A 20,755-nucleotide genomic window follows, 5' to 3' on the forward strand; every position below is an offset into this window, starting at 1 on the left:
TTCCATAATGGCGTGTCAGAACCGTCGGAAAGGAAAAATCATGAGTCGATGGTTGCGCCGGTATGGAATCGTCTTGGCGTTGCTCGCCCTGACCACCGCGGGGTGCGCCCGCCTCATTTCGAGCGCCGTGGGAGTGCGACCCGGCGAGTACGCCGTCGAGACGAGCAAGGTCGCGGTGCAAATGCGCGACGGCGCGCGTTTGGCCTCCGACCTCTATTTGCCCAAGACCGAAGGGCCGTTCCCGACGGTGCTGATCCGCACGCCTTACGGCAAAGGCGGCATGAGTCTACCGGCGAAAATGTACGCCAAGCGCGGTTACGCCGTGATCGTGCAGGACGTGCGCGGGCGCTTCGGCAGCGAAGGCCGATGGGATCCCTTCCGGCAGGAAGGGCCGGACGGCGCCGACACCATTCAGTGGATCAAGTCGCGGCCGTGGTCGAATCGCAAAGTCGGCGTATGGGGCATGAGCTACTTCGGTTACACCGCGTGGCAGGGCGCCGGGTATTCGGGGAAGGCAGACGCCGCAGTAGCCGCGCTAACCGGCTCGCGCATTTACGACATTCTTTATCGCCAAGGCGCCTTTTGCTTATCGACCGGGGGGCATTGGGGATTGGGCAACGCCGGTCGCACGCCGAAACAAGGATTGAAGTTTCGCCCGGGTTCCGCGTTCACACCGCCGCTGGACCGAATCGACAACCGCGCCGGGCGCGATCTTCCCTTTTTCAATCAGTGGATTAAGCACGAAGACTTCGACAAATATTGGGAACCGGCCAGCCTCGCCGATCGCTGGAGCAAGATCGACGCGCCCGTATTGTTCGTCGGCGGGTGGTATGACCTATTCGCCGGCAGCACGCTAAAGGATTGGCAGACCATGCGGCGCCACGCCGGGCCGCGCGCCAAGAAGGAAAGCCGTTTGGTCATGGGGCCGTGGAACCATCAGTTCAGCACCTCGATGCACGGGATGCGCTACCGTGGCGACACCGATGTCATCACGTTTTCGAAAATCTACGTGGAATGGTTCGACGAGCACTTGATGAACCACGGCTCGACAAAACTGCCGCGGGTCAAGGTCTACACGACCGGCAAAAACGAGTGGCAAAAATTGGCCGACTGGCCGCCGCCGGATGCCGAAAACGAACGGTGGTATTTTCACTCCGGCGGGCAGGCTCACCGGCCGGGCGACGGCGAATTCAACCGCACGAAGCCGGGCCGCGAGAGCAACGATCGTTTCACGCACAATCCGGATAAACCCGTACCTACCAAGGGCGGCGCGTTGTATCCGCCGAGCGACGCCGGTCCGGCCGACATCTCGGGGCAGGGGAAGCGCGACGACGTGCTCGTGTACACGAGTTCGACCTTCAAGCGCGACCTCGAAGTCACCGGTCCGATTACCGCGACCGTGTACGTTACCGCCGACACGCCCGACGCGGACGTCGTCGTTTGGCTGCTCGATGTGTATCCCGACGGCAAGGCCCGTATCATCACCGACGGCATCGCCCGCGCCCGCTACCGCAAAGGCGGTGACAACGCGTGGCTGTCCGATACCAGCCCGACCGCGGTGGACGTGGATTTGTGGGCCGCGAGCCACGTGATTAAGGAGGGGCACAAACTCCGGGTTCACGTAGCGGCATCCAACTATCCGCGCTTTGCGCCCAATCCATGCACGAAGGCCGACCCCGGCTCCACGACTCGTTTCGAGCGTTCACGCGTGCGGGTGTACCACGACCAGCAACACCCCAGCCACGTCGTGTTGAGCGTCCGCTGAAAACACGCTTGTATGAATGTCGCTGCATGGGTAGATTATCCGGGAATCTTGAAGACGTGACCTGGAGGATTTTTCATGGCTGATTTACGTAATCGATCGGTCCAGTCGGAGCAAGAATATTTCGCGCGTATTGAATTTGAGCGTCGGAAAAAGCTGCTCGATGAAGAACACGCGCGCATGCAACAGGTGGAGCGTGAGAATCTCAAGAAAAAGCACTGGATGCGCTGTCCGAAGTGCGGCATGGAAATGGTGGAACTGGAATTCGAGACGGTCAAAATCGACAAATGCACCGAATGCGGCGGCATTTATCTGGATGACGGCGAACTCAGTCAGTTGCTGCAAAAGAAGAACGAAGGGTTTCTTAATCGCTTCACCAAGATGTTCAAGAAGTAGCGAGGCGGTCGCTTGAGTTTCGCCGACCGCCTTTCTCGGGCTATTTATCGGCGTCATCCTCCTTTTCCGTGGAACGCGTTGTCTTGGATTTTGGCGCCCGTGGGGTGGCTATACGGCACGTTTATGCGTGTTCGCGAGGCCGCGTATGCCAACGGCTGGCTGCGTAGCACGCACCCCGATAGCCGGGTGATCAGCATCGGCAACCTGACCATGGGCGGTACGGGCAAAACGCCGGTCACCGTTTTTCTTGCCGCGTCGCTTACCCAGGCGGGTCACCGCGTGGCGGTGGTCAGCCGGGGATACCACGGCAGTTTGGAAGGACGCACGGCGGTCGTTTCCGACGGGAGCAGCGTTCGCCTCACGGCGCGTGAAGCGGGCGACGAGCCCATCATGCTGGCTCGCCGTTTGCCCGGCGTTCCCGTGCTGATCGGCGCGAATCGCGGCGAAGCGGCGGAGCGGGCGGTCGCCGAGTTCCAGCCGGACATCATCCTGTGCGACGACGCCTTTTCCCACTTGCGCTTGCGGCGGGACCTGAACCTGGTTCTGGTTCACGGACGCGACGGACTCGGCAACCGCCGCGTCACGCCGGCCGGTCCCCTACGCGAGCCGCCCTCGGCGCTCCGTCGGGCCGACGCGGTGATCATCAACACGACCACGGCCGACGACCCCGCCGTCACCGACCAACTGCTGCGAGCCGGTTTTCGCGGGCCGATTTTTCGCGTGCGCTACGGCGCGCCGGGCTTTCGCCGCCACCCGGGCGGGGAGACGGTGGCCGGGGAGACGCTGGCGAACCAGCCGGTGCTGGCGTTCGCGGCGACGGCTCGGCCGGCGGATTTTTTCGTTTCGCTACGCCGTGCCGACCTACAAGTAGTGGAAACCAAAGCGTTTCCCGATCACCACGCCTATTGCGAGGCGGATCTTCAGAGTCTGACGGAGCTTGCCGCTCAACGTGGCATCGGCTATCTTGTCACCACCGAAAAAGACGCGGTAAAACTACCCGCCCGAGCTTCGGCGACCGGTCAAATTTTGGTCGCCGGAATTGAACTAATCGGAGAGGGTGACGATTTGTCGGCGCTGCTGGCGCTGGTGACCGCGTCGGATCGATAACGAAGACCACAACACCCGGCGGAGGAACCTTTGTCTCGACGCGCTTTGTTCCTTGATCGTGACGGCACCGTGACGCGGGAAGTCGGTTACGTTAATCATCCTTCCCGGCTGGAATTGATACCCGGCGCCGCCGTGACCATTCGACGCTGCAACGAGGCCGGGGTGCCGGTGGTGCTCGTGACCAATCAGGCTGGCGCGGCGCGAGGCTATTTCCCGATTGCCCTGGTGTATGAGGTGCACGCGCGACTCGATGCGTTGCTGGCCGCGGCGGGCGCCCGGCTGGACGGCGTGTATTTTTCGCCCTTTGTCAAAGAGGGGAAGGTGCCTCCGTACAATGTCGATCATCCCTGGCGCAAACCGAACGCGGGTATGCTGGAGATGGCGGCGCGGGATTTGGATTTGGACCTGCCTCGGTCGGTCGCCGTGGGGGATAAAATCACGGATGTGGAAATGATCCAAGGCGTCGGGGGCAAGGGCGTGTTCGTATTGACCGGCTACGGCCGGGGCGAGTTGGAATACCGGCGCGATACATGGCCCACGGAGCCGGACCATATCACCGAAGATCTGGGAAGCGCGGCGGACTGGATCTTGGCGGAGCTGACGCGATGAACGACAAATTACTGGCGTTGTTGGAGCAGTTTCCGGAACACGAAGTGGCTGTCATCGGCGACCTCGTGGCCGATCAATTCATTTACGGCGAAGCCAAGCGAGTCAGCCGCGAAGCGCCGGTATTGATCGTCGAACACGAGGCCGACAAGATCGCGCTGGGCGGCGGTGCGAACTGTGCGCACAATGTCCTGGCGCTGGGCGGGCACCCGCTTGTCGTCGGCATTATCGGCGACGACCTGCAGGGCGCGCAGCTTCTGGAAACACTGCAGGAACGCGGTATCGGCACGGATTTCATTTTGCGCGATCCAAGCCGCGACACGACGACCAAACAGCGAATCGTGGCCAGCGGTCTGCACACAACCTATCAACAATTGGTGCGCGTCGATCGCGGTAGCCGCGTGCCGGTCAGTGGCGACGTGGAGAAAAAGCTGCTCGACCTGGCCGACCAAACCGCCGGTATGAGCGATATCATGGTGGCCAGCGACTACGGCTACGGCGTTTTCTCCGAATCCATGATTACGCGCATGTCGGCCATCGCCGAAAGCGACTGGATCAAGGTGCTGGTCGATAGTCGTTACCGGGCCCTGCAGTTCAAGGGCGCGCACCTTTTAACGCCGAACGAGCCCGAGGCCGGGGCGGCGTGCCATATGGAAATTCGGACCCGGCAGGATGTGGAACTGGTTGCCGAGCGCCTGTTGCACGGGGCCAACGCCGAGCGCGTGGTCATCACCCGCGGGCGCGAAGGCATGTACGTGCGCGATGCGAATAAGGGCGGCGAGTTCATACCGATATACGGCACGGATCAAATCGCCGATGTCACCGGCGCGGGTGACACCGTGATGGCCGTATTTGCCTTGGCGGCGGCCTGCAAGGCGGACCTGGGGGTCGCGGTGCGCCTGGCGACGGTCGCGGCGGGGCTGGCGGTGTTGAAACACGGTACAGCCACGGTCACGGTCGATGAGATTCGCACCGCGTTGGAGAAGCATCCGTGGCAAGAGTAATGAACGAAGCCGAACTGTCGCGGGAGGTCGCGGCGCACAAGGACGCGGGCCGCGTGGTCGTGTTTGCGAACGGGGCGTTCGACCTGCTGCACGTGGGCCACACGCGGTATCTGCAAGGGGCGGCGGCGGAGGGCGACGTGCTGGTCGTGGCGCTGAATTCCGATGAAAGCGTGCGCGAACTGAAGGGGCCGGGTCGTCCGATCACGCCGCTGGTCGAGCGCGTGGAAATGATCGCCGCGCTGGAATGCGTCGACTACGTGACGACGTTCACCGAAACCGATGTCAGCCGCTTGCTGCTTTTGTTGAAACCGCACGTGCACGCCAAGGGCAGCGATTACACTGTGGACACGGTGCCTGAGGTCGAAACGGTTCGCAGCTACGGTGGCCGAGTGGCCATCACCGGCGGGCCGAAAGATCACAACACCACCGACATCGTCACCCGCGTGAGGGGTGAGGAGAACGAACTGTGAAATGCATTGTCACCGGGGCGGCGGGTTTCATCGGGTCGCATCTGTGTGATCGCTTGCTCGCCGACGGCCACGAGGTCGTGGGCGTGGATTGCTTCACGGATTACTATCCGCGCACTTTCAAAGAGGCGAACATTGCCGCGGCCAGGGCGCACGAGCGCTTCACTTTCCGCGAGGCGGACCTCAACGAGTTGGACCTGGCGTCACTCATCGAGCCCGGCGATGTGATCTATCACCAGGCAGCGCAAGCCGGGGTGCGCGCCAGTTGGGGGCAGTCGTTCCGGGTTTACACGGCGCTCAATCTCGACGCCACGCAAAAACTGCTTGAAGTATGCAAAGAAAAAAGACCGGCTCGTTTCGTGTATGCGGGCAGTTCCAGCGTCTACGGCGACGCCGCCAAGTTCCCGGAGCACGAAGACGACCACCCGCGACCGATCAGCCCCTACGGTGTGACGAAACTGGCGGCCGAACACCTGTGCATGCTGTACCACAAGGCTTTCGGAATCCCGACGGTCTCGCTGCGCTACTTCACGGTATACGGCCCGCGACAGCGACCCGACATGGCCTTCCATAAATGGTGCCGCGCCGCGCTGCGCGACGAGCCGCTGTCGATCTTCGGCGACGGCAACCAAACCCGCGATTTCACTTATGTGGATGACATCGTCGCGGGAGTGATCGCCGCGGCCTCGGCCGATTGCGCGGGACAAGTGATCAATCTGGGCGGTGGCCATCGCGTGACCGTGCGCCACGTGCTGGACATGCTCACCAAAATTCACGGCCGGCCCCTGCGTCTGGCCGATGAGGGAAACCAAAAAGGCGACGTGCGGCACACAGCGGCGGATATCACGCGGGCGGGCGAACTTCTGGGTTTCAAACCGCAGGTGTCTCTCGAAGACGGCCTGCGGGCGGAGTACGAATGGATGCGAAATCTACTCGCGGCGGAGAAATGATTCCGGAGGCGATTCTCCGCGCGTTGCGTTGCCCGATCTCGGGGGAGTCGCTGCGGCTTTCGGATGACCGACAATGGTTGATCAGCGACGCGGCGGGCGTGCGGTACCCCATTGAGGACGGCGTGGCGCGACTGCGGACCGAGGCGGCGGAAAAAACAGGAGACAAAACATGATACCGGTCAAGATCGGCGATATCTCTATCGGCCACGGGGAGCCGCTGGCATTGATTGCCGGGCCTTGCGTGCTCGAAACGCTCGACGAGGCGCTCGCGATCGCGGACTTTGTCAAAACCGAGGCCGACAAGCGGGGCATGCCCTACATTTTCAAGGCGTCTTATGAGAAGGACAATCGCGGCAAACCGACTGGGTACGCGGGGCCGGGTCTCGATAAAGGCCTGGAAATGCTGGCGGCGATCAAGCGCAAAATCGGCGTGCCGGTGCTTTCCGACATCCATCGCGAGACCGATGTGAAGGCCGCGGCGGAGGTGCTCGACATCGTGCAAATCCCGGCCTACTTGTGTCAACAGACCAGCCTCGTGCTGGAGGTCGGCAGGTACGCGAAGGTCGTCAACGTGAAGAAGGGCCAGTTCCTGGCGCCCGAAGACATGCAAAGCGCCGTGTCGAAGCTGCACCACGTGGGCAACGAGCAGATTCTGCTTACCGATCGGGGCGCAAGTTTCGGCTACCACCGGCTGGTCTTCGACCCGCGGTCCGTGCCGATCATGCAAGGCCTCGGGCATCCGGTGGTCGTCGATCCGACGCACATGGTGCGCATCTATGGCCGCTCGAGTGCCGACCCGGAGGGGGGCGAACCGGAGTTTGCGGCGACGCTGGCCAGGGCCGGTGTGGCGGCGGGCGCGAACGCGATATTCATTGAAACGCATCCGTCGCCCTTTGAGGCCGCATGTGACGCGGCCAGCATGGTTTGCATGGGCGACGAGCTTCCGGAAGTGCTCGACCAAATCGTAGCGATCGCGCGGATGCTGCGCGAAAAAGGCATTGCGTAAACAAATTACCACGCGCCGCAGGGCGTGAACCTTTAGGGGAATTGGATGAAAATTTTTATTGATTCAGCCGACGTGGACGAAATCGCGCAGGCGGTCGAAATGAAACTGTGCGACGGCGTGACGACGAATCCGACGCTCATTGCCAAGACCGGCAAGCCCAACGCCGAGGTGATTGCGGAAATCTGCCGCCTCACCGACACGCCGGTCAACGCCGAAACGGTTGGCATTTCCTACGACGAAATCATTGCCGAGGGAAGCGAACTGGCGACGATCGCGGATAACGTCGTGGTCAAAATCCCGATGTGCAAAGATGGCCTGCGCGCCGTCAGTTACTTTGCCGAGAAGGGCGTTCGGACGACCGTCACGCTGATTTTCAACGCGGCGCAGGCGCTTTTGGCAGCCAAGGCCGGGGCGTCATTCATCGCGCCGTTTGTGGGTCGCCTCGACGACATCAGCACCGACGGCATGGAAATAATCGCGGAGATCGTGGAGATCTACGATTGGTACGACCTGATGACCGAGGTGGTTGTCGCCTCGGTACGCTCGCCGATGCACGTGAAAAACTCGGCGCTGGCCGGGGCGCACGCGATCACGGTGCCGTTTTCGTTGATCGAGAAATTGATGGCGCACCCGCTGACCGAAGCCGGCATCGCGCAATTCCTGGCCGACGCGGGGCGGTAAACGGGCCATGAAAATCACCGTCGCTGTGATCACGAAAAACGAGGAGGCGAACATCGAGCGCTGCCTGGCGGGCGTTCCGTTCGCCGACGAGATCGTCGTGGTCGACAGCGGCAGTGAAGATCGCACGGTGGAAATCGCGCGACGTTTCACCGAGCGGGTCGTGCATCACGATTGGCTCGGGCACGTCAAACAGAAGCAGCACGCGGTGGACATTGCCTCGCACGACTGGATTTTCAGTCTCGACGCCGACGAAGAGGTCAGCGAGGAGTTAGCGAGGCTCATCGCGGAACTGAAGGTCGCCGGGCCGAAAAGCGACGCTTACACCGTGCGGCGCAAAACCTTTTACCTAGGCAAATGGATCGATCACAGCGGTTGGTATCCCGACAAGCGCATTCGGTTGTTTCACCGCGGCCGGGCGCACTGGGGCGGTTACGATCCGCACGATGAAGTGGTGTGCGACGGTTCGGTCGCCGAACTGGACGGCGATCTGCACCATTACAGCTACCGCGATTTGGCGCACCACCTCTCGAGAATCAACGAATACACGACGATCATGGCGCACGAGTATTGGGAGAGGGGCAAACGGGCCACCGCGGCGGACCTCGTGTTTCGGCCGCCCTTCGCGTTTTTGAAAAAGTACATTTTGCAGCGCGGCTTCCTCGACGGCCTGCATGGCTTTCTGGTCTGCGGATTGTCGGCCTACTACGTGTTTTGCAAGTACGCCAAGTTGTGGGAGTTAGGACGGGCGGAGCGGCGGCGGTGAAGCGCGTACTCATCGTGCAAACGGCCTATCTCGGCGACGTCGTTCTCTCGCAGCCCCTGTGGGCGGCGGTCAAAACCTATTGGCCGGAAGCCCAAGTCGACGTGTTGGTCCAGCCGCAGTGGGCGTCGCTGATCGAACAAGACGCCGCTCTGGCCGAAGTGCTGGTTTTCGATAAGCGAAAGCACGACAAGGGTTTGGCCGGCCTGCTCCGGCTGTCGCGCGACTTGCGGCGGCGGCACTACGACCTGGCACTCTGCCCCCACCCGAGTTTCCGCAGCGCCCTGCTACTGGCCATGGCGCGCATTCCCCATCGGGTGGGTTTTGCGGATTCCGCCGGCCGCTTCTTCTTCACTGATCGCGTACACCGCGATACGTCGCAACACGAAGTCGACCGCGTTCTGTCGCTCACGACCGCCCTGGGTTGGCGCGTTCCGAACGAACAGCGCACGCCGCGATTGGTGATCAATCCGGAAGCCGCCGGGCGCTTGGCGTCATGGGGATTGCCGGAAGACGGCCGTTATGTCTGCGTGCATCCCGGTTCGGTATGGGCGACCAAGCGGTGGCTGCCCGAGGGCTTTGCGGCGGTGCTGTCGGCTTTGGCCGACGACGGTTACACGCCGGTTGTGCTCGGCGGGCGGGACGATATCGAACTGGCCAACATCGTGCAGGATCATTGCCGCACGTTGCCGGTGAATCTGGCCGGCCGCTTGTCGTTGACCGAACTGACGGCTGTGCTCTCCCGGGCCGCGCTTTTGGTGACCAACGACAGTGGGCCGATGCACATTGCCGGCGCGGTCGGCACACCGGTGGCGGCGGTATTCGGCAGCACGACGCCGGAGTTGGGTTACGCGCCGGTGGGATCGCCTTCGCGCATCCTGCAGCGTCATCTGCCTTGCCGCCCCTGCGGCCCGCACGGGTATCGCAGTTGCCCCCTCGATCATTTCCATTGCATGCGCCACGTGACCGAAGCCGAAGTCACCGCTGCCGCGCGTGAGTTGCTTACCGCCGAATAAAAAAATGGCGGAGCAGGGGATGCTCCGCCGAGAAAGAGGATCGCTTGGCTAGAAAATGTTGGCTTCGACGGTGAGTTTGGCTTGGATTCTCAGGTTCCTACTTTTCACGGCGAGCGGCTGCTCGCTGACAACGACGAAGTCAAAGTGCATGTCTTCGCCGCTTACCATCTTCTCGAAAGCTTCCTTGATCCGCGTGGCGCCGCCCTCAACGAGCATTTCGTAACCCTGAAGTTTTTCGTCGGGTTCGAGGAAGGCGTGGGCGATGATGGATTCCTCCATATCGGTCGCGCCCTTGGGACTGATGTACACGGTCACTTCGGCGAGTTGGTCACCTCTATTTTTGACCGAACCCTCGAGCATGGCCTGGTAGATTCGTTTGACGTTCTTCTCGTAGCTTGTCAGACCACCGGGCGACAGGATGCCGGTTCTCCAATAGGCGGGCAGGGCGGAAAGTTGGATCCAGTCCACGATCACTTCACCCTGGTTCGCGCCCTGGACTTCCACGATTGGATTGATGACGTAGCCTTCGCCGAGCGCGCCGAACACGGCGGCGAGATTCTCATGGATGGTTTCCGAACCTTGGTCCATGTCGCTGGGATTGGTCAGTTCCAGCGCTTCGCCTGCTTGCAGGGTCACGGTACCGATCATTTCCGGTTGGCCGTCGGCGCTATTGTTGGGAACCGCACTCAACGTGACAAAGGCGGGCGAGTCACTGTGGTTGCGCATGTAGCCCTTGACGAAGAATCGCACCTCGCCCAAACCGAGGCGATACACGTCGATGCGTTCGGACAATTTGCTGATATCTACCGCGCCGGCGGCGACGCGATCACCTAAGGCGACTGCAACGTCTTCCATCACGATGGTCGATTTCACGTTGCGTTCGCTGTCGCTGTTATGAATGGTCCGTGAAACGGTGATTTCCTGGCGGGTCGCCTCTTCGATCATCTCCTCAATGTCCCCACACCCCGAGATAACCAGCAGGCTCAGTAACAAAAACGCGATCCAGAAGTATCGCAGCATAACAATTTCTCCTTGTTCCGGTGCCACACATCGAAAGTGCGGGCGGGACAAGGAGGAACCGGCGTATCCGGATCGCTCGTCCCGTCGCCTTCGGTAGCTGGGCTGTCTTCTTGCGAAGACCCCTGGCTTTGCGTCCCCACCTCGCGGCGGGTTTGCCCTTTCGAGCGGCGGCTAACCGTGATTACTCGTAATGCAAAGAACAATCTCTTTCTTTAGTCTCTAATTATGTTATCGGGCGTAAATAAACCTAACTTTACTATAAAAAGAAGAATTCAAAGATTGTCGTCGGAAGGGTCGGTGGTCAAATCGACGTCGCTCCCGTCACCGATCGAAAGCTCCGCACGATGCCGCTCACTCATGGTTTCGACGGCCTTCCGCGCTATTTTCGTGTGATCGGATTCCGGAGTGCCGAATCGCTCCAGGTAGGCTTTCCATGCGGCCACCGCTTCGAGGTCGCGGTCGGCTTTCTGAAGGGCGATCGCGTAATTGAACGCGGCTCTCTCATGATTCGCATCCAAGGCCAACGCCTCCTGGTATCTGGCCGCCGCATAGACGTGGTTGTTCCGGCGGGAAGCGATAAGTCCCAAATAAAACAGGGGGTTAGAGTCGTTGGGATAGATCCGCCGCATGTCGCGGCAGTGTTTTGTGGCGGTACCCAGGGTGCCCAATTCGATGGCCTCGGCGATTTCCCGAAGGCGAGAGTCCCGATCGTGGACCGACAAATGGCTGGCAGCGGTGAGCCGCTCGATTCCCGCTTCGGCCTCGATACGGTGCGTTCCGCCTTCATCGGCCAGGGAAACCGCCTTTTGATACCAATGGAGCGCATCCAAGGGCCGTTGAAGCCGATCCTCGTAAATGCGCGCAATGTGAAAAGCCTGCACCGCCGGGTCGTGCGGCAAGTCGCCGGCGAGCAGTTCCTTGCGCAAACGGACAACTCGGTCGAAATTGCCGGCGGTTTCGGCCGCCTTGATTTCGTGCTTCCACAGTTCGATGTCGCGCTCGTCTGAGTTCACGTTGCGTCGGGTGCCGTATACAAAATCACCGACCTGATCTCCGTGGCGAAAAAAGATCAGAAAAACGGTCATCGAGACCGCGAAGCAAATCGGATAAATAATGAGCGCCGTGTAACAAGGAAAGCCCGCATACACGATAAGCGCGAAGGACAACAGACTGCCGAGCAAGAGCGTAATAGCAGCCGGTCCCACAAGCGGACCGGTAACAAACGAATCGATCCAAGGCTTATCCGGCGGTGGCCTTTTTGCGCGTTTCATCATCTTATTTATAGAATAAGCGTTGCGCGACGGCAACGATAAACCGAGTTCGCCGCGCTTGCCGGTCCGGGCGGCGCCGCATACGATAGGGACCAAACAAAGGACATTTTTCCCGTGGCTGATCCGAAACGGATTCTCATCGTGAAGCTCGGGGCGGTGGGGGATTGCCTGCACACGCTTGTGGCGGCGCGTGCGCTACGCGAGCACTTTCCTGACGCGACGCTGGGTTGGGTGGTCGAGACGAAGAGCCAGGAAGTCGTCTCGGGGCATCCGCTGCTGGATCACGTGCACATTTGGCGGCGCAAAGAAAGCTCTGCGGAACTCAAGCGGGGCCACGCGATCAAGGCGTGGCGGCCGCTGCGCGAAACGGTGGCGGAGATCCGGCAGGTTGGCTACGACGTGGCGATCGATTTTCAGAACCTAATCAAATCCGGCTATTTCACCTGGAAGTCCGGCGCACCGATACGCATCGGGTTTCGTCGCCTGCGCGAAGGGAATCTGCTGTTCACCAACACGCGCGTTCCGGTGCTGCCGGAGAGCCACCACATGGTCCGACGCTACTTGGGGTTGTTACGGCCGTTGGGCGTTGTGGTAGAGGGAACGCCTCCGGCGGAGCCGATCCATATTCCGGAGGATAAGAAGGCTCAGGTCGACGATTTTTTCGGCCGTGAAAATCTACGCGGCCCGATCGTGGCGATCAATCCCGCAGCGAGCTTGAAGAAAAAGCTGTGGCCGCCCGAGCGCTATGCCGAAGTGGCCGACCGACTCGTCGAGAGCCACCGGGTTACGCCGCTGATCACCTGGGGGCCGGGCGAAGAGCCTCTTGTGGAGGCGGTCCAGCGGTATATGAAACACGCGCCGCTTGTCGCGCCGCCGACGACGATCAAGGAATTGGCGTATTTGTTCTCGCGGTGCCGCATGTATCTAGGTAATGATTCCGGACCGATGCATTTGGCCGCGGCGATGGGCTGCGCGGTCGTCGGGCTGTTCGGCCCGACCGATCCGAAGCGCGTGGCGCCCTGGACGGATCAGGCGCGTTGTGTCGAGCCGCTGGAACCTTTCAGCAAGCATCGGCCAGTGGACGGCGTGATGGTCGAGCAGGTCGTGCGCGCCGCGGTCGAGCTTTTGGAGTCGTGATGCATGTGCTGATTCTGCTTGCGCAACGGCATTGGACGGGAGCGGCCGAGCCCGTGCTACAAATTGCGCGAGGGTTGGCCGGGCGCGGGCATCGGGTCACATTCGTTTACACGCGTCGGCCGCTGGGGCATTTGGCGGGGTACGTAAATCCTGACTTGCTGCAGGTCCTCCCGGATGTCCATTTGCGACGAAAAGGATTCTTCCCTTTTTCGATCCTGCACGACTACCGGCGTTTACGCAGCTTTGTCACGGCAGAGAACGTGGACATCGTTTTCTGCCACCACACGCACGACCATTGGCTGGCGCGCTTTGTCGTGCGCGGGCTGAAACGACCGCCGATTCTTGTGCGGCAAATTCACGAAAGCAGGCAATTGCGACGACGCTTCGGGTACCGGTGGTTGTATCGCGGCACCGAGATGGTGATTGTCGCGGCCCGCACGTGGAAGGAAAAACTCATCGCCGAATACGGGCTCGACACCTCACGCGTGTTCGTCCTGCCCGCCGCGGTGGACACCGAGCACTTCCACCCCGCGCAACCGGTACAAGCCATCCGCGACGAAGTGGGCGCCGAGGCCGAGGACCGACTCGTGGGCATCGTCAGCCGTATTAAAGCGGGGCGCGGCCATGACCTGGCGTTGGCCGCCTTCGAAAAGGTGTTGGCTCAAACGCCGGCCGTGCGCTTACTGGTCGTCGGGCGCGGTGAAGGTAAAGAGGCGCTCGAGGAAAAGGTGGCATCAACGGCCTTTGCCGATCGCGTGCATTTCCTGGGTTACCGCAGCGACGATTTACCCGCGGTATACGCCGCGTTGGATGTCAGCCTGTTGCTCGGCGAGGGGTCGGATGGGTCCTGCCGCGCCGCGCTGGAAGCTATGGCGTGCGGCACGCCGGTGGTTGCGCTGCCCGTCGGCACGCTGAGCGAGTCGATTCAAGACGGCGAATCGGGCGTGTTCGTGCAACATGATCCGGACGACGTGGCGGCGGCGATCCTGGAAGTCCTGGCGGTGCCCTTCATGAGCGAACGGGCGCGCGGCCACGCCGAACGCGAATTGGCCGTGGAGCAACGCGTCGAACGTGTCGAGACGCTTTTCCGGCGTTTGGCGGACGTGCGATGAACCGGTCGGAACGTTGGGCCGGGCAAATCGACACCGCGTTGCCGTGGTTTCTGTATGTCTTCGCATTCTTCCTGCCGTTTTCGATCAGCGGTAGCCAGGCGGTCTTGGCCGTTTTGGTGTTGGCCGTTTTCGCTCGGGCCGTCTTGCGTCGCCGCTTGGGATTTCGGCCGGGACCGGTGGGATGGGTGATCGTCGCGATGGTCGCCTGGGCCGTGCTTGCCGCTCCGTTTTCGCTCCACCCTGAAGGCGCGGCGTCACGATTGGCGAAATACTGGATTTGGCTGAGCTACTTCGTGGTGCTGGCGGCCTTGCCGTCCCGCGAGGTGTTGGTTCGCGCGTGGAAAGTGCTCGCGGCGACCGGCGGTGTCGTCGCGCTGTACGGCATCGCGCAGCACCTAGTCGGCAACGCTGTTCTGCTTCCCTTTATGCCGCCGGAGCAATTGCCGGTGACGACGACCGGCGCCGTGCAGGCGGTCGGCTTGTTCGATCACCACTTGACCTACGGAAACAGCCTGGCGCTGACACTCTTGCTCGCGGCGGGGTTGATAGCGGCGGGCCGGGTTTGGCGCGACCGAATTTGGTTGGCGTGCTGCCTCGGCACGATGTCGATGGCCTTGTTGTGGAGCTATGCTCGTTCGGCTTGGGTGGGCCTGTTGGCCGGGCTGATCGCCTTCGGCGCGGCACTCGGTCGTCGCGTTCTGGCGGCCGTCATCGCGGGGGCGTTCGTCGTGGTTGGCGTCGCGTATTTTGCCAGCCCGGGCCTGGCCGATCGCCTGGAGAGGGTCGTGCGCGTCGACAAGAACCTCGAGCGTATCTACACCTGGAAAACGACCGTGGATATGATCGCCGACCACCCCGTTTTCGGCATCGGGCCCGGCGCTTATCGGCAGATGACCCAGACCTACCGTGAAGGCTATAACATCCATTGGACGGCGACGAGTCACGCCCACAACAGCTACCTTCATTTCGCGGCGGAATCAGGTGTTGTGGCCGGATTGTTGTTCGCGCTTATGATCGGACTGGCCATTGGCGTTGGCGCCCGGCGTCGGTCTGATGTAAAACAAGCGGAGAAGGGCGACCGGCTTTTGGCCGGCGCGCTGGCGGCGTGTGTTTGTTTTGCGGCCGCCAGCGCGTTGCAGCACAACGCCGGGGATGCCGAAGTGTGCATGCTGTATCAATTCGCGGTGGCGAGTGCGGTTTTTCTGGCCCGCGACGCCGCCAGGGATGAAGGCAACCGATGACACTGACCGAACGGAAAAAGCACCTCCAACAAATCGTCAAACGCTTCGGCGACGCACGCGTGCTGGTCATCGGCGACGTGATGGCCGACCAATATGTCTGGGGCGACGTCGAGCGAATCAGCCCCGAGGCGCCGGTGCCGGTCGTGCGCGTCAAACGCGTGGGGCATATGTTGGGCGGCGCGGCGAACGTCGCCGACAACTTGCGCAAACTCGGCGTACGCGTCAGCTTGTGTGGCGTCATCGGCAACGACGAAACAGGCGCCAAAGTGCGCGATATGCTCGCCGGCGTGGAGATCGAGCGCGGCCTGCTGGTCAGCAAAGAGCGCGACACAACGGTCAAGATGCGGGTGGTCGCGCACAATCAGCAAGTCGTGCGGATCGACACGGAGAATCCGGAGACCATCGGCGGACGGTACCGCAAGCGGATCGTGGAGGCGTTTAAGGCGATGATGCCGGAGCTCGACGCCGTCATCGTTAGCGATTACGGCAAGGGTGTTATCGACAAGAACCTGCTCGATGAACTTCGCAAGGCGGCGCGCAAATACGGCGTGCGGGTGGCCGTCGATCCCAAGATTCGCAACATGGCGCACTACCGTGCTTTCACGACAATGACGCCGAACCACCACGAAACCGGCGAAGCGTTGGGCATCAAGCTGACCAACGTCGACAAGGAAATCCATGCCGCTGGGCGGCGCCTGCGCCGTAAGTTGCGTCTGGAAAGTTTGGTCGTCACTCGTGGTGAAGAAGGCATGAGCCTCTTTTTCGGCGACGATAAAATCATCGACATCCCCACGATGGCCCGCGAGGTCTACGACGTTACCGGTGCGGGCGATACCGTGATCGCGACATTGACCTGCGCGCTGGCAGTCGGTGCGAATTTGCACGACGCCGCGCTGATCGCCAATTTCGCCGCCGGGTTGGTCATCGCCGAGGTCGGCGCCGCCAGTGTTAGCGGTAAGCAACTGCAGGCGGCCATTCGAACCGCGAAGGGCCTTACATGAGCAAACCGCACGAAATGGGACCGGTCATGTTGGTGATCGGGTTGCTCTTTCGCCCTGATTGCGACTATGCGGCGTTGAAAGCGCGGCTGGAGAACGAATTCGGGCCGATGCAGGATCAATCGGCGGTGATCGACTTCAACTTTTCGGATTACTACGACAAGGAAATGGGGCCGGGATTGAAACGCCGGCTCGTTTCTTTTGCACGGCTCATCGATGCGAGCGAAATTGCCTCGATCAAGCTCCGCACCAACGCCGTCGAAGACGAATGGGCGGACGCGGCGGGGCGCACTGTCAACTTGGACCCCGGGTACCTGTGCTCACACAATTTCGTCTTGGCGACGGGCAAAGGCTTCGCGCACCGCCCGTATCTGCGGGACGGGATCTACGCCGACCTGACGCTTTTCTGGCAGGACGGGGCCTGGCGCGAATTACCTTGGACCTACGCCGATTACCGCGACGATGTGTTGCAGAGAGCCTTAGCCGATTGGCGTGAAATCTACCGCGGCATCCTACAGGAGCAGCGCGGAAGGGGAGAGACTGCTGATGATTAATTCGATGACCGGCTTCGGCCGCGGGGAGTCTGCCGCACAAACGTGTCGCGTGCAGGTCGATATCCGCTGCGTCAACCACCGGTATCTGGACATTCAACTTCGCTTGCCGCGGGCGTTGTACCCGCTGGAAGTGGAGCTGCGCGACTGGATCAAAAAGGCGTTTCGGCGCGGACGGATGGAAGTGGCGGTGATCTACGAACGCCTGAGTCACGACGCCGGCAAAATCCGTGTCGACCCCGCTCTGGCGACGGGATACAAGCAAGCCATGGACGAGTTAGCCAGTCGCCTCGATTACGAGAACGCCGCGCCCTTCGAGTTGATCGTCCGGCAACCCGGCGTGTTGGAATTCGGCGAGGAACACGAGGACGCCGAAACGGTGCGCCCGGTTCTGCAGAGCGCGTTCAACGAGGCCGCCGCTGCGGCCCGCGGTATGCGCGAAAGGGAAGGCGAACGGCTGGCCGGCGATCTGCAGGAAACTCTTGGTCGCCTCGCGGCTCTGCGCGAGGAACTCGTGGTCGTGATACCGCCGACACAACAGGAACTTGCGGACCGTTACCGTGAAAAAGCCAAGCAGGCGGCGGGCGAATATGGCTTGGAGGAAACGCGCCTCCACCAAGAAGTGGCGATGTGGTTGGGCAAACTGGATGTCAACGAGGAAGTCGTCCGTCTCAACAGCCATATCGAGCAGGCCCGCGAGATGATCGATAGCGCGGAAAGCGTCGGCCGGCGGCTGGATTTTCTGGCACAAGAAATGCACCGTGAAGTGACTACGTTGGGTAACAAGGTGCAGGGGCTGGCAGTCGGTCGCCTCGTGTTGGAAGGGAAAGCGGAAGTCGAAAAGTTTCGGGAGCAAGTGCAGAATGTCGAGTGAGAAGCGACAAGGTAATTTGATCGTGGTCGTCGCGCCCAGCGGCGGCGGTAAAACGACGTTGTGTCACGCGGTTATCGACCGCCTGCCGGGAATCCGTTTCTCGGTGAGTCATACAACGCGACCGGCGCGCGGCGATGAAGTGGACGGTGTGGCGTATCACTTTGTCGACCGCGATGAATTTCAACGCATGATCGACCGCGAAGCGCTGGTCGAGTGGGCTCAAATTCACGGGCATTATTACGGCACCAGCCACACCGAAATCGAAAACGCCCGCCGAAACGGCGAAGACATCTTTCTAGATATTGAAGGCCAGGGCGCCATGCAGATCCGCGCCCGCTACCCGGATGCGGTATTGGTTTATATTCTGCCGCCGAGCATGGAAGTGTTGCGCGAGCGTTTGCGAGCGCGCGGCACAGACTCGGAAGATGAAGTGGAACGGCGCTGCGAGAATGCACGCCGGGAAATCGAATTCATCCACGACTTCGACTATGTAATCATCAACGACGAGCTTGAAGCAGCAGTGACGACGCTGGAGGCCATAGTTCGCGCCGGCCGCCAGCGACGGGAGAATATGCGCGATGCAATCGCTCGATACCTTACTACCCCGTAAAGTCCGACCGGACGACATTATCCGCGAGGTACGGCGCTATCTGCCGAATCCCGAAGTGGAGTTGATCCGTCGAGCTTACGTGTTCGCTATGCACCATCACGAGGGGCAAAAGCGGTACTCGGGGCACGCGTATATCGAGCACCCCATCGCGGTCGCGTTCTTGCTGGCCAAAATGCGCATGGACGAAGTGACCATTGCTACCGGGTTGCTGCACGACACGCTGGAAGATTGCGCCAACGTCGATAAGCCGCTGATCCAAAATTTATTCGGTGAGGAAATCGCCGAGCTCGTCGACGGCGTCAGCAAAATTTCGCAGATGAAATTCAGCAGCTTGGAACACCGCCAGGCGGAGAATTTCAAGAAAATCCTTGTGGCGACCGCGCAGGATATTCGCGTGCTGCTGGTCAAGCTCGCCGACCGCTTGCACAACATGTACACGCTGGAGTTTGTGCCGCGGGAAAAGCGCGGGCGTATCGCGCGGGAGACGTCGGAAATATATTCGCCGCTGGCTCACCGGCTTGGGATGCAGTGGGTGAAATCGGCGCTGGAAGACTTTTCGTTTCGGTATCTCAATCCCGACGCGTACTACAACCTGGTCATGCGCCTTTCCGAAGGCCGCAAAGTGCGGGACCTGTATATCGAGGAAACCATCGGCGTGCTGCGCAAGTTGTTGACTCACAACAACATCCAGGCGGAGATCAGCGGGCGGGTGAAGAGTCTGCACTCGATCTATAAGAAAATGCAGGCGCAGCGGCTCAGTTTCGACGAGGTGATGGACATCATCGCCTTCCGCATCGTCCTTTCTTCGGTGGCGGAGTGTTACGAAGTGCTGGGCCTGATCCACTCACAATGGCGGCCGGTGCCCGGGCGCATCAAAGACTATATCGCCATGCCCAAAGCGAACATGTATCAAAGCCTGCACACGACGGTGATCGGCCCGAAGAGCGAACGCATGGAAGTGCAGATTCGCACGTGGGAGATACATCGCGTCGCCGAACTGGGCATCGCGGCGCACTGGCGCTACAAATCGGGCGGTCCGGACCGCGACGGCAAAGAGTTCGGGTGGCTGCGGCAAATCATGGAGTGGCACAAGGAGTCCGACGACCCCCGCGCCTTCCTGTCCGGCCTCAAGATGGATCTCTTTTCCGAGGAAGTCTACGTTTTCACGCCTAAGGGCGATGTGTTGAATTTCCCCAAAGGCGCCACGCCGCTGGACTTTGCGTATCGCATTCACACGCAGGTCGGACACACGACGGTCGGCGCAAAAGTGAATGGCCGCATCGTGCCGCTGCGGTACGAACTGCAAAGCGGCGATCGCGTCGAGATTGTCACCCGCAAGGATCAGACCCCGAGTCGCGACTGGCTGCAGTTGGTCAAAACCGGCACAGCGCGCGCGAAGATCAGGGCTTTTCTGAAAGCCGAAGAACGGGAACGAAGCCTCGCCGCCGGGCGGCAAATGCTTGAGAAAGCGCTGTTAAAATATAAAGTTAGCCTAAACCGCATGGAGAGATCCGGCCGCTTACGCGAGGTGGCTGAGAAGTTCAATTTCCGCGACGCGGATACCATGGTCGCCAGCCTTGGATACGGCAAGCTTTCGGTCAAGTACATTCTGGCCGAACTCGTTGAACCCGAAAAACTCGAGACCGAGCCCGAGGAATCCGCGTTTGATCGCCTGTTGCGCCCGCTGAAGCGCCGTAAAGCGGGCGGCATAAAAATCCACGGCATCGACGACGTCTTGTTCCGCATGGCCAAGTGCTGCAACCCGGTACCCGGCGAGGCAGTAGTCGGTTTCGTGACGCGGGGGCAGGGCATTTCAGTGCATCGGGCCGATTGTCTAAACGCCCTTGATCAGCCCGAGGAGCGCCGCGTCGACGTGGAATGGGACCTGTCCGGCGACACGAAAACCGTTCCGACCGAAATCATGGTGACCGTCAGTGACCGCAAAGGAGTTCTGGCTGAAATCACAAACCGCCTGGCGATGATGGAAGTCAACATCCACGAGATTCACTCCGGTAAGTCCACGAGCGAGGAATCCGTCGAGCTGCATTTTCTGCTGCCGATCCGCGATATCGCGCAACTGGACAAGATTCTTCAGGACATCCGTAAACTGCCCGGCGTGCTCGCCGCGAGTCGCATGCGTTACTAACTCGAGGAAGACCGTGGCATTTGGCACGCCAAGGAGGATC

The 20,755-nt window shown here is 61.0% G+C and carries 22 protein-coding genes and 1 riboswitch; of the genes, 20 read left to right on the forward strand and 2 right to left on the reverse strand.

What is annotated here, in order from left to right; genetic code table 11:
• Positions 1-40: 40 nt before the first annotated feature.
• The 12 genes from P9L99_16390 to waaF all read left to right on the forward strand — a co-directional run bounded on the left by P9L99_16390 (position 41) and on the right by waaF (position 9,755).
• Positions 41-1,765, forward strand: a complete 1,725-nt coding sequence (locus P9L99_16390; protein ID MDP8224940.1) for a CocE/NonD family hydrolase — start codon at positions 41-43, stop codon at positions 1,763-1,765.
• 75 nt (positions 1,766-1,840) lie between these two features.
• The gene (locus P9L99_16395; GenBank protein ID MDP8224941.1) at positions 1,841-2,158 is read left to right on the forward strand and encodes a zf-TFIIB domain-containing protein; all 318 of its coding nucleotides are present in this window, start codon (positions 1,841-1,843) and stop codon (positions 2,156-2,158) included.
• A gap of 90 nt (positions 2,159-2,248) precedes the next feature.
• Positions 2,249-3,265 carry a tetraacyldisaccharide 4'-kinase gene (lpxK, locus tag P9L99_16400; GenBank protein MDP8224942.1) on the forward strand — a complete coding sequence of 339 codons (1,017 nt, stop codon included), beginning with the start codon at positions 2,249-2,251 and terminating at the stop codon, positions 3,263-3,265.
• A gap of 30 nt (positions 3,266-3,295) precedes the next feature.
• The gene (locus P9L99_16405; GenBank protein MDP8224943.1) at positions 3,296-3,874 is read left to right on the forward strand and encodes an HAD-IIIA family hydrolase; all 579 of its coding nucleotides are present in this window, start codon (positions 3,296-3,298) and stop codon (positions 3,872-3,874) included.
• The gene (locus P9L99_16410; GenBank protein ID MDP8224944.1) at positions 3,871-4,875 is read left to right on the forward strand and encodes a bifunctional ADP-heptose synthase; all 1,005 of its coding nucleotides are present in this window, start codon (positions 3,871-3,873) and stop codon (positions 4,873-4,875) included. Before P9L99_16405 ends, P9L99_16410 begins: the two co-directional genes overlap by 4 nt.
• Entirely contained in the window at positions 4,863-5,345 is a 483-nt protein-coding gene (locus P9L99_16415) for an adenylyltransferase/cytidyltransferase family protein (GenBank protein MDP8224945.1), read from the forward strand. The genes P9L99_16410 and P9L99_16415 overlap by 13 nt, the downstream gene beginning before the upstream one ends.
• Positions 5,342-6,292, forward strand: coding sequence for a GDP-mannose 4,6-dehydratase (locus tag P9L99_16420; GenBank protein ID MDP8224946.1), 951 nt, complete (start codon positions 5,342-5,344; stop codon positions 6,290-6,292). Before P9L99_16415 ends, P9L99_16420 begins: the two co-directional genes overlap by 4 nt.
• On the forward strand, positions 6,259-6,465 hold the full coding sequence (locus P9L99_16425; protein MDP8224947.1) for a hypothetical protein: 207 nt from the start codon (positions 6,259-6,261) through the stop codon (positions 6,463-6,465). Before P9L99_16420 ends, P9L99_16425 begins: the two co-directional genes overlap by 34 nt.
• Entirely contained in the window at positions 6,462-7,298 is an 837-nt protein-coding gene (gene kdsA / locus P9L99_16430) for a 3-deoxy-8-phosphooctulonate synthase (GenBank protein MDP8224948.1), read from the forward strand. Before P9L99_16425 ends, kdsA begins: the two co-directional genes overlap by 4 nt.
• A gap of 45 nt (positions 7,299-7,343) precedes the next feature.
• On the forward strand, positions 7,344-7,979 hold the full coding sequence (fsa, locus tag P9L99_16435; GenBank protein MDP8224949.1) for a fructose-6-phosphate aldolase: 636 nt from the start codon (positions 7,344-7,346) through the stop codon (positions 7,977-7,979).
• A gap of 7 nt (positions 7,980-7,986) precedes the next feature.
• A complete protein-coding gene (locus P9L99_16440; GenBank protein ID MDP8224950.1) occupies positions 7,987-8,742 on the forward strand; it encodes a glycosyltransferase family 2 protein in 756 nt (251 codons plus the stop codon).
• The gene (gene waaF, locus P9L99_16445) at positions 8,739-9,755 is read left to right on the forward strand and encodes a lipopolysaccharide heptosyltransferase II (protein MDP8224951.1); all 1,017 of its coding nucleotides are present in this window, start codon (positions 8,739-8,741) and stop codon (positions 9,753-9,755) included. The genes P9L99_16440 and waaF overlap by 4 nt, the downstream gene beginning before the upstream one ends.
• Before the next feature lie 48 nt (positions 9,756-9,803).
• Here waaF and P9L99_16450 read toward each other — a convergent pair whose 3' ends face one another.
• Together P9L99_16450 and P9L99_16455 are read right to left on the reverse strand one after the other, a co-directional pair.
• On the reverse strand, positions 9,804-10,775 hold the full coding sequence (locus tag P9L99_16450) for a hypothetical protein (protein ID MDP8224952.1): 972 nt from the start codon (positions 10,773-10,775) through the stop codon (positions 9,804-9,806).
• Between the two features lie 89 nt (positions 10,776-10,864).
• Positions 10,865-10,942: riboswitch (cyclic di-GMP riboswitch) on the reverse strand.
• Positions 10,943-11,047: 105 nt separating this feature from the next.
• On the reverse strand, positions 11,048-11,860 hold the full coding sequence (locus tag P9L99_16455; protein MDP8224953.1) for a hypothetical protein: 813 nt from the start codon (positions 11,858-11,860) through the stop codon (positions 11,048-11,050).
• 300 nt (positions 11,861-12,160) lie between these two features.
• Between P9L99_16455 and P9L99_16460 the strand changes: the two genes are divergently transcribed.
• From P9L99_16460 to P9L99_16495, 8 genes are read left to right on the forward strand one after another with little or no spacing between them, the layout of a single operon-like run.
• Positions 12,161-13,183: a glycosyltransferase family 9 protein gene (locus P9L99_16460; GenBank protein ID MDP8224954.1), complete on the forward strand. Its 1,023-nt coding sequence runs from the start codon at positions 12,161-12,163 to the stop codon at positions 13,181-13,183.
• A complete protein-coding gene (locus P9L99_16465; protein MDP8224955.1) occupies positions 13,183-14,295 on the forward strand; it encodes a glycosyltransferase family 4 protein in 1,113 nt (370 codons plus the stop codon). Before P9L99_16460 ends, P9L99_16465 begins: the two co-directional genes overlap by 1 nt.
• Positions 14,292-15,536, forward strand: a complete 1,245-nt coding sequence (locus tag P9L99_16470) for an O-antigen ligase family protein (protein ID MDP8224956.1) — start codon at positions 14,292-14,294, stop codon at positions 15,534-15,536. Before P9L99_16465 ends, P9L99_16470 begins: the two co-directional genes overlap by 4 nt.
• On the forward strand, positions 15,533-16,537 hold the full coding sequence (gene rfaE1 / locus P9L99_16475) for a D-glycero-beta-D-manno-heptose-7-phosphate kinase (protein MDP8224957.1): 1,005 nt from the start codon (positions 15,533-15,535) through the stop codon (positions 16,535-16,537). The genes P9L99_16470 and rfaE1 overlap by 4 nt, the downstream gene beginning before the upstream one ends.
• On the forward strand, positions 16,534-17,088 hold the full coding sequence (locus P9L99_16480) for a DUF4416 family protein (GenBank protein MDP8224958.1): 555 nt from the start codon (positions 16,534-16,536) through the stop codon (positions 17,086-17,088). The genes rfaE1 and P9L99_16480 overlap by 4 nt, the downstream gene beginning before the upstream one ends.
• Positions 17,081-17,959, forward strand: a complete 879-nt coding sequence (locus tag P9L99_16485; protein MDP8224959.1) for a YicC/YloC family endoribonuclease — start codon at positions 17,081-17,083, stop codon at positions 17,957-17,959. Before P9L99_16480 ends, P9L99_16485 begins: the two co-directional genes overlap by 8 nt.
• Positions 17,949-18,569: a guanylate kinase gene (gmk, locus tag P9L99_16490; GenBank protein ID MDP8224960.1), complete on the forward strand. Its 621-nt coding sequence runs from the start codon at positions 17,949-17,951 to the stop codon at positions 18,567-18,569. The genes P9L99_16485 and gmk overlap by 11 nt, the downstream gene beginning before the upstream one ends.
• A complete protein-coding gene (locus tag P9L99_16495) occupies positions 18,538-20,715 on the forward strand; it encodes a bifunctional (p)ppGpp synthetase/guanosine-3',5'-bis(diphosphate) 3'-pyrophosphohydrolase (GenBank protein ID MDP8224961.1) in 2,178 nt (725 codons plus the stop codon). The genes gmk and P9L99_16495 overlap by 32 nt, the downstream gene beginning before the upstream one ends.
• Positions 20,716-20,755: the final 40 nt, after the last annotated feature.

Origin of the sequence: Candidatus Lernaella stagnicola, from assembly GCA_030765525.1 — a bacterium.
Taxonomy (GTDB): Bacteria; Lernaellota; Lernaellaia; order Lernaellales; family Lernaellaceae; genus Lernaella; species Lernaella stagnicola.